Source organism: Bradyrhizobium sp., assembly GCF_016462955.1.
In the GTDB taxonomy this organism is placed as follows: domain Bacteria; phylum Pseudomonadota; class Alphaproteobacteria; order Rhizobiales; family Xanthobacteraceae; genus Bradyrhizobium.
This window is the reverse complement of the sequence record NZ_JAEMSD010000314.1, coordinates 1-8,298: the sequence shown is the minus strand read 5'-3', so window position 1 is coordinate 8,298 and position 8,298 is coordinate 1. Positions and strand designations below refer to the sequence as shown.

The following is an 8,298-nucleotide window of genomic DNA, read 5'->3' as shown; positions in this document are numbered from 1 at the left end:
GTAAGACTGCATCGTTCGCTTCCGTTGATCGAACGGCAAGCTACGCAGCAGGCGTTACCAAGTCGCTTCAAGATCCGCGCAATTGCAACGTGCTCCGGGTTCCCCGCGGTTTCCTCTGCATCGGCGCACGAGCGAGACCGCGCTTAACCCTCGTCGAGCAACTCGAGCAGCTCCTCCACCCGCTCGAACGGCGCATCGCGCATCGGGCCGTGATGGACGACGCGGTCGCCGTCGCGCTGCAGCGACTTGCCGCGTGACTTGCGCAGGCGTCCCGGCAGGAACGTCGCGGCCGCGGCTTCAGGACCGACATCAAGGCGGATGATGCCCCTGCGCTTGCATTCGATCCTGAGCTTTGCCGCCGCGAAGAAGTCGCGCGCGGCCTTCGGCAAGGGTCCGAAGCGGCGGGCGGTCTCCTCTTCGAGGTCGTCGAGATCGTCTTCGTCATTGCACCGCGCAGCGCGGGCGTACAGTTCGAGCCGCACGGGCTCCGACTGCACATAGCTGTCGGGCAGCATGTCCCCGACCGGCAGGTTGAGGTCGGGCACCCACAGCGCAGCCTGCTGCTCGCCGGTCTTCTCCGAAGCCATCTTCAGGAGGTGGCTGTAGAGAACGGGACCGAACACCTGGACGTGGCCGGATTGCTGTTCCGAGAACAGATCGCCGGCGCCCCTGAGGTCGAGGTCACGCTCGCTGATGGCAAAGCCGGCGCCCGGCCGGCTGAACTCCTCGAGCACGGCGAGGCGCTTCTCGGACTGGCCGGACTCCGTCTCGGTCAGAAGATGGGCGAAGGCGCGGATGCCGCCGCGGCCGACGCGTCCGCGTAGCTGGTGCAATTGGGCGAGGCCGAACTTCTCCGGCCAGCACACGACGATGGTGTTGGCGCGGGGAATGTCGAGGCCGCTCTCCACGATGTTGGTCGCGAGCAGGACGTCGGCGCCGCCTTCGACGAAGCTCATCATGCGGTCGTCGATCGCGTCGGCCGGCAGCTTGCCGTGCAGGCAGACGATGCGTAGGTCCGGCGCCACCGCCCGCACCCGCGCCAGCATCGGATCGAGGTCCTGGATGCGCGGGCAGATCAGAAAGCTCTGCCCATGGCGGCGCTGCTCGCGCAGCAGCGCCGAGGCGATCGCGGCATCCGACAGCGGCGCGATCCTTGTCGCCACCGGAAGCCGGTGCACCGGGGGCGAGGCGATCACACTGAGATCGCGGAAGCCGGCAAGGCCGGCGGCCAGTGTCCGCGGGATGGGCGTCGCACTCATCATCAGCACATGCACGTTCTTCGCGAAAGCCGCCAGCTTGGCCTTTTCGGCCGCGCCGAAATGCTGCTCCTCGTCGATGATCACGAGGCCGAGATCCTCGAACCTCACGTCCTTGCCCGTGAGCGCCTGCGTGCCGATCACGACCTTGATCCGGCCGCTGCGTAGTCCTTCCCGCGTCTCCCGCAGCTCCGCACCCGAGGTCGCGCGCGACAAATTACCCACCTCGATGCCGAACGGCGCGAAGCGCTTCTGGAAGGTTGCGACGTGCTGTCGAGCCAGCACCGTCGTCGGCACCGCCACCGCCACCTGCTTGCCGGACAGCACCACCGCAGCCGCCGCCCGCAGCGCGACCTCGGTCTTGCCGAAGCCGACATCGCCGCAGACCACCCGGTCCATGGGATGACCGGAGGCGAGATCGTCCAGCACATCGTCGATCGCCTTGGCCTGATCGCTCGTGGTGAAATAGGGAAAACGCGCGACGAACTTCTCGTAGGCCGACCCCGGCGGCACCAGCTTTTCGCCGCGCCGCCTCCGACGCTGGCTGATGTGCTTGGCGAGCATCCTGCCGGCGGCCTGGATTTCACGCTCGGCCTCGCTGCGGCGTGCCCACCATGTGCTGCCGTCCGCCTTGTCCAGCGCCAGCTTGCCGAGCTCGGCGGCGTAAGGCCACATCATGGCGAGATCGGTCGGCGGCACCAGGACTGCATTGTCGCCGGCGAACTTCAGGCGGATCATCTCGCGCATGGCACCGCCGCCGGTATTGACCGTCTGCAGGCCGTCGAGCACGGCGAGACCGCGCTGGAGGTGGACCACCACCGTGCCCTGCTCGGGCACGTCGGGGTGGTCGAAGGCCGCGCTCCAGGCCCGTGCCATCGGTTGCGGATGATGGGCGCGGCTGCCGAGCACGTCGGACGCCGTCACCACGACCACCGGCTTCTTGCCCGGCACGACGAAGCCGGCATCGAGATCGGCCAGCAGAGCAGCCTCGCTCCGACCGCGCGCGACCTGCTCCCAATCCTCGCACCGCTCCGCCTTGACGCCGCTCATCCGCTCCATCACGCGCAGATCGTCCTCGTGCGCGGCAACCAGGATCAGCCGCGACCCGGCCCGGCGTGTCTCCTCGACGAAGCCGCGCAGCGCCTTCCGGGAGGAGGTCAGCTTCGAGAATTCCGGGACGGCCCGGAACGAGGCGGCTCGCGGCAGCACCTTCATGCCCTTGGAGAGCCGCTTCCAGTCACTCCGCCCGAGATATTCGCGCTCCCGCTCGTTGCGAGGGGCGGCTTCCCCGATGGTATCGAACCATCCCTCGGCGTGCGATGGAACGCCGGCATCTGCGATCCATTTGGCGCTGCCGCAATAGTCGAACAGGCTCGCGCGCTTGCTGCCTTTGCCGGAGAGGCCGAGCCGCTCCGACATGGGATCGACGAGCAGCTCCCTGGTCTCGAAGATGATCCTGTGCTCGTTCGGGTCGAACGCCACGATCCGCTCGATCGCACGATCCGAATGCTCGATCCGGAACGGCCCCAGCGCGCCCGCCGGAAAGATCTCGAAGGTCTGGCCGTGAAACAGCGCCCCGCCCGGATAGTCCGGCTCATCGTCGAGATCATAGCCGAGGGATTGCAGGCGCGCCTCGAGCTCCGCCTCGGAAAACGCGCCGCCCACCTTAAGGCTGAGGCTCAGGCGCGCAAGGCTGGCCGGCGGCGGCAGCCGCTCCATCACCGCTTCCGCCGTCGACACCAGAAACACGGGCTTCTTGGATTTTGCGAGACGCCTCAGCACGGAGGCTCTGCGTCCGGCGAGCTCGTGCGACGGCTCCAGCTGATCGAACGGCAAAGTGTTCAATCGCGGAAACACCAGCACCTCGCAGGAGGGGTCGAACGCATGAATGACGCTGCCGAGCCGCTCCGCCCTGTTTTCGCTCTCGGCGAGAAAGACGATGCCGCTGCGTCCGGACTGCTTCCATTGCGCAAGCAGATGCAGGGCGAGCACGCCGAGGGGTGACGACGAAGAGATCGCGCCGCGCTGTGCCCCTTTGCTCCTCTTGTTCGAGGTCTTGTTCGGCAACGCCTTCTTCGGCCGCGTCTTCTTCGCGAGCGTCTTGGCCACCCGCGCCTTTTTGGTCTGCCTCACGTGAATCCGTTTCTGGTCGTAAACCGTCGTCAACTGAACGCGCGCCGCCCTCATTCCGATTCGGCGGCGCCGCGCCATGCATATGGGATTTGCCCCGTGAACGCACGCCTGGTGGCAACGCTCGGCGCGGCGCCGCGATCCCGCACCAAGGGCTGTTTGATCGAGCCGTGGATTGGAACTGACGCTGCGCGGGATCTGCGTCTGTCGAAGCGACGCCTGGCGATCATAAACATTCAGCGCGCAAGAAGACACGAAAAAGCCCCAGCGCTTGAAGCCACGCTGGGGCGTTTCGTTCTAAATGAATTGGTCAAGCAATGACGTCTTCATAGCAGGTGTTTCGCCCCGGGTTTGTGAACTGGTTCACACGCCCTGGGGCTTTGGGACGAGCCGAGAGCCAATTCGCTCCACGCGGCGCAGCCGCACCGGAACGGGGTACCTCGTCCCATTTGAGCGCGTGCACGCCGCGCGCTAGGATGCGCGTTTTGACGGAGGCTGATTTTGAAACCAATCATTTTCTTTGGCGCCGTCGCGCTGCTTGCGGCCGCTCCTGCCCACGCTCAGGCGCTGGTCGATCCGAACAAGGTTGCGCCCGAATTCCGCGAGGCGGCCGAGAAGCGCCGCGCCGAGCAGCTGCGCCAGCGGGAATGCGCGCTCAAGGCGGATCTCGCGAAGGTGCTGCCCAGGGATCGCACAGCCTTCCTCAATCAGTGCCTGGAGACGATGGCGGCCAAGCAATAGCGCTGACTGTTCGCGGCCCTGCACGGGATGTAAGGGCGAGGACTAGCCAGCTCAGCTCGGCCGCCGCTTCCTCGGAAACAGGCGGTCGCGGATATAGCGCGAGGTCGGCGTCAGGCGGATTCCGCGCGGCTTGTGCCAGGCGGCGCGGTCGATCTCCTTCTTGTCGCCGATCAGCAGCCTGCCCGTGGCGGCTTTGGCAATGAAGATCGCATCGCTCATCCTGCGGCCGGAGCGCTTGTTTATCCCCTTCACTTCCTTCCAGAGGGTGATCCTGCCCAGCTTCAGCTTTGGCAGCTCCTCCTTGATCTCCCGCCGCAGGCAATCCTTGTCCGACTCGCGCGCACGCTTGCGGCCGCCCGGAAACATCCAGAGACCGTCTGACCGGCGTCTGACCAACAAGACCTTGCCGCGCTTGGCGGCGACCAGCTTGGAAGATTTCGCCATCGCTCCCATCGAAAACAGAATCGGCCCGATGGTAACTTGTCTAGTCGAATAGACAAGTTCGCCGCACGCCTTAATCACAGGCCGCGGGTCGTCGCGTCTCGGGCAGCCCGATCGCACCGTTCAAGGTGCCAGCTCAGCCCTTCCCGGCCTCCGCGCGGTCCTCGGTCCTGATCCAGGCCATCATCATTTCCCACGCCACCGACAGGATGATCGGGCCGATGAACAGGCCGACGATGCCGTGGGCCAGCGTGCCGCCGATCACGCCGACGAAGATCACGATGGTCGGGGTGGTCAGGCCGCGCCCCATAACGAGCGGCTTCAGCATGGTGTCGAGGAAGCCGACGATGACGAGAAACACGGTGAGCAGCAGCGCCGTGGTGACGTCCTTGGCGGTCCAGATCCAGATGATGACCGGCAGCAGCACGAGGAAGGCGCCGATCTGCACGATCGACAGCAGCAGCACGATGAAGGCAAGAAGGCCCGCGCTCGGCACCGAAGCGAGCTTGAAGCCGATGCCCGCGAGCAGCGCCTGCACAATCGCGACGCCGATCACGCCCTGCGCCACGGCGCGGATGGTCGCTCCAGCAAGCGAGAGGAAATGCTCGCTCTGCTCCGGCACGATGCGGAACAGGAAGTTGCGGCCGGCGGTGACCAGGCGCGGCCCGTGCGGAAACAGGAAACCGGCCACGAACACGGAGACGAGAAACTGCAGCGTGCCGAGGCCGGCGTCGCCCGCGAGCGAGAGCAGCGGGCCTGCGAGCGGCTGGAGATACGGCGCTACCTCGCGCACAACCGCCCGAATGTTGTTGTAGGCCTGCTCCCAGAGTTCGTAGAGCCATGGCCCGACCAGCGGCCAGGATTTGAGCTGCTCCGGCGCCGATTGCAGCGCCAGGTCACCGGTGCCGAGCTGCTGCGCCAGTTCGCGCACGCCATCCACTGCACTGATGCCGAGCCAGGTCGCCGGGCCGATGACGACGCCGAGCGTGATCAGTGTCAGGATCGCTGCTGCGGTTTTGGGCCGGCCGCCCAGGATCTTCGCGACCCAGCTGAACGCCGGATAGAACGCGACGGCGAGTACGCCGCTCCAGGCCAGGATCGGAACGAACGGGCGGATGATCAGGAAGGTCCAGATGATCAGCAGGGCAAGCAGGCCGAGCCGGATCACGAGCTGGATGACATCGTCTCCCGTCAGGAGCTGGCGGAGGCTTTTCACGGGCACAGCTTTCCTTGCGGCATGAACGCGACCTTCGGCGCTTGCGATGTCCAGCCGTTATTGCCAGCCACGCAACCGGCGTCAAGGCGACTGGAACCGGCGCCCACGCCCGCGAACATGTCGGGCTACGCCGCATTCCGAGGCGGCGCTGTCCGACCGGCATGCGGGGCGGACGACGGCGCTTCATCGCGGCTTGGCTAACGCTCGTTAACCGGATTTCCCCGCGCCGGTTTACGCCGCCGCAAACGCCCCCTGAATAACGTTGAACGAGTCACCCAAAAGCATTGCGTGCAATGGCCAACAGCATCTGGACGATCGAAGAATTCACCTGCACTGGTTGCAGCATGAACTACACGGCCACCCGGGAGGAGCATAGCGAAGCGCATTCCGGCTGCTTCAAGTGCACTATCTGCAGCGGCGTGGTGCACGCCTGGTCCGGCAAGCACCACTTCTTCGGCTGGCAGGCGGTGAAGGCCCGGCCGCCGGTGTTCGGACGGCGCTGGGCCGGCGTCGACGGGTAGGCGGAGGCAAGGGCCCTTCCCTCCCGTCATTGCAGCCTGCGTGAACGACGGCTTCAGCTCCTCCGCGGCACCGGTTAGATTGCCCGCCCCCAGCTGAAGCCGAGAGCCCATGACCGCCCCCTTCGTTCCCCAGATCGCCCTATACCGCAATTGGCTCGCCGAGCAGCGCGGTCGCTCCTTCGCCGATTACGAGGAGATGCGGCAATGGTCGGTGGGCGACCTCGACGGTTTCTGGCGCAGCATTTGGGACTATTACGATCTGCAATCGCCGACGCCGTTCCAGGCCGTGCTCACCGAGCGCAAGATGCCCGGCGCGGTCTGGTTTCCGGGCGCGCAAGTCAATTATGCCCGCCAGGTGTTCCGGCACGTCGAAGCGGCCGATGCCGCCGGTCTGCCCGCGATCGTCAGCAGCGGCGAGGATGGCAGGATCACCGAGACGAGCTGGCCGGAGCTGCGGCGCAAGACCGCCGCGCTCGCGCTCTATCTCAAGGACCAGGGCGTCAGGCCGGGCGACCGCGTCGCAGCCTATCTTCCCAACGTCGCCGAGACCATCGTCGCATTCCTCGCAAGCGTGAGTATCGGGGCGGTCTGGAGCGTATGTGCCCCCGACATGGCCGCGCCTGCCGTCATCGACCGATTCAAACAGATCGAGCCGAAGGTGCTGATCGCCTGCGACGCCGTCACCTATGCCGGCCGGCGGCACGATCGCAAGGATGTCCTCGCCGAGCTGCGGCGATCGCTGCCGACCGTCGAGCACGTCATCCTGCATAGCGAGGCCGGAACGGGCGCTGCGCCCGATGTCCTGCTCTCGCAGATCACGGCTCGAACCGGCGATGCGGTCGACGCATTCGAGCCGATGTGGCTGCCGTTCGATCATCCGCTCTGGATCGTCTATTCCAGCGGCACAACCGGCCTGCCCAAGCCGATCGTGCACGGCCATGGCGGCATCGTCATCGTGGCGCTGGCGCTGCTCGGACTTCACAACGACGTCGGCTGCTCCTATCACCCCAATTCGTTCGGCGAGCGCTATCACTGGTACTCTTCGACTGGCTGGATCATGTGGAACAGCCAGGTCGGCGGCCTCCTCAGCGGCACCACCTGCTGCATCTTCGATGGCAGCCCCGGCGGCACCAGGGACAAGCCGGACTGGACCACACTGTGGCGCTTCGTCGCGCGCTCGAAGGCGACCTTCTCCGGCGCCGGTGCGGCGTTCTTCTCCAGCTGCGTCAAGGCCGAGGTCGATCTTGCCGCCGCCGGCGATCTGTCACGGCTGCGCTGTCTCGGGTCGACCGGTTCGCCGCTCAGCGCCGACACGCAGGCCTGGTTCAACGACCGCTTCGCGGCGCTGTCGAAGATCAACGGCAGCAAGGCGCAAGCGGACATCTGGTGGGCGAACATTTCCGGCGGCACCGATTTCGCCGGCGCCTTCATCGGCGGCAACCGCGAATTGCCGCAGACACCCGGCGCAATGCAGTGCCGCTCGCTGGGCGCCGCTGTGGAAGCCTTCGACCAGCAGGGCCGCGCGGTCACGGGCGAGGTCGGCGAACTCGTCTGCACCGAGCCGATGCCCTCGATGCCGCTCTACTTCTGGAACGACAAGGATGGCGCGCGCTATCGCGCCAGCTATTTCGAGACCTATCCGGATAATTTCGACGGCAGCGGCCGCGGGCCGGTGTGGCGGCACGGCGACTGGCTCAAGATCAATCCGGACGGATCTTGCATCATCTACGGCCGCAGCGATGCCACCATCAACCGGCACGGCCTGCGCATGGGCACCAGCGAGCTCTATTCCGCGATCGAGGCGCTGCCAGAGGTGCTCGATTCCCTCGTCGTCGACCTCGAATATCTCGGTCGCGACAGCTACATGCCGCTGTTCGTGGTGCTCCGCGAGGGCGTAGCGCTCGATGCGGCCATGCAGGCCAGGGTCAACAAGGCGATCGAGGCCGGCCTGTCGCGCCGCTTCCTTCCGAATGAGATCTTCGCCGTCGCCGAG

At 66.2% G+C, this 8,298-nt stretch carries 7 protein-coding genes; 4 read left to right on the top strand and 3 right to left on the bottom strand.

Features of this window, described 5'->3' with window-relative positions:
* Window positions 1-143: 143 nt before the first annotated feature.
* Window positions 144-3,248: a DEAD/DEAH box helicase gene (locus JHD07_RS26245; protein WP_291627345.1), complete on the bottom strand. Its 3,105-nt coding sequence runs from the start codon at window positions 3,246-3,248 to the stop codon at window positions 144-146.
* A 237-nt stretch (window positions 3,249-3,485) separates the two neighbouring features.
* On the opposite strand from JHD07_RS26245, the gene JHD07_RS26240 reads away from it, so the two are divergent.
* Both JHD07_RS26240 and JHD07_RS26235 read left to right on the top strand, forming a co-directional pair.
* Window positions 3,486-3,707: a hypothetical protein gene (locus tag JHD07_RS26240; protein ID WP_291627343.1), complete on the top strand. Its 222-nt coding sequence runs from the start codon at window positions 3,486-3,488 to the stop codon at window positions 3,705-3,707.
* Window positions 3,708-3,887: 180 nt separating this feature from the next.
* Window positions 3,888-4,127: a hypothetical protein gene (locus JHD07_RS26235; protein WP_291627341.1), complete on the top strand. Its 240-nt coding sequence runs from the start codon at window positions 3,888-3,890 to the stop codon at window positions 4,125-4,127.
* Window positions 4,128-4,178: 51 nt separating this feature from the next.
* Here JHD07_RS26235 and JHD07_RS26230 read toward each other — a convergent pair whose 3' ends face one another.
* On the bottom strand, window positions 4,179-4,571 hold the full coding sequence (locus JHD07_RS26230; protein WP_291627338.1) for an NUDIX hydrolase: 393 nt from the start codon (window positions 4,569-4,571) through the stop codon (window positions 4,179-4,181).
* Between the two features lie 133 nt (window positions 4,572-4,704).
* Entirely contained in the window at window positions 4,705-5,790 is a 1,086-nt protein-coding gene (locus tag JHD07_RS26225) for an AI-2E family transporter (RefSeq protein WP_291627336.1), read from the bottom strand.
* Between the two features lie 287 nt (window positions 5,791-6,077).
* On the opposite strand from JHD07_RS26225, the gene JHD07_RS26220 reads away from it, so the two are divergent.
* Both JHD07_RS26220 and JHD07_RS26215 read left to right on the top strand, forming a co-directional pair.
* Window positions 6,078-6,305 (top strand): hypothetical protein, encoded by a 228-nt coding sequence (locus JHD07_RS26220; RefSeq protein ID WP_291627334.1) that lies wholly within the window; start codon window positions 6,078-6,080, stop codon window positions 6,303-6,305.
* 109 nt (window positions 6,306-6,414) lie between these two features.
* Window positions 6,415-8,298 (top strand): acetoacetate--CoA ligase (locus tag JHD07_RS26215; RefSeq protein WP_291627332.1); only part of this gene is annotated, 1,884 nt, incomplete at its 3' end.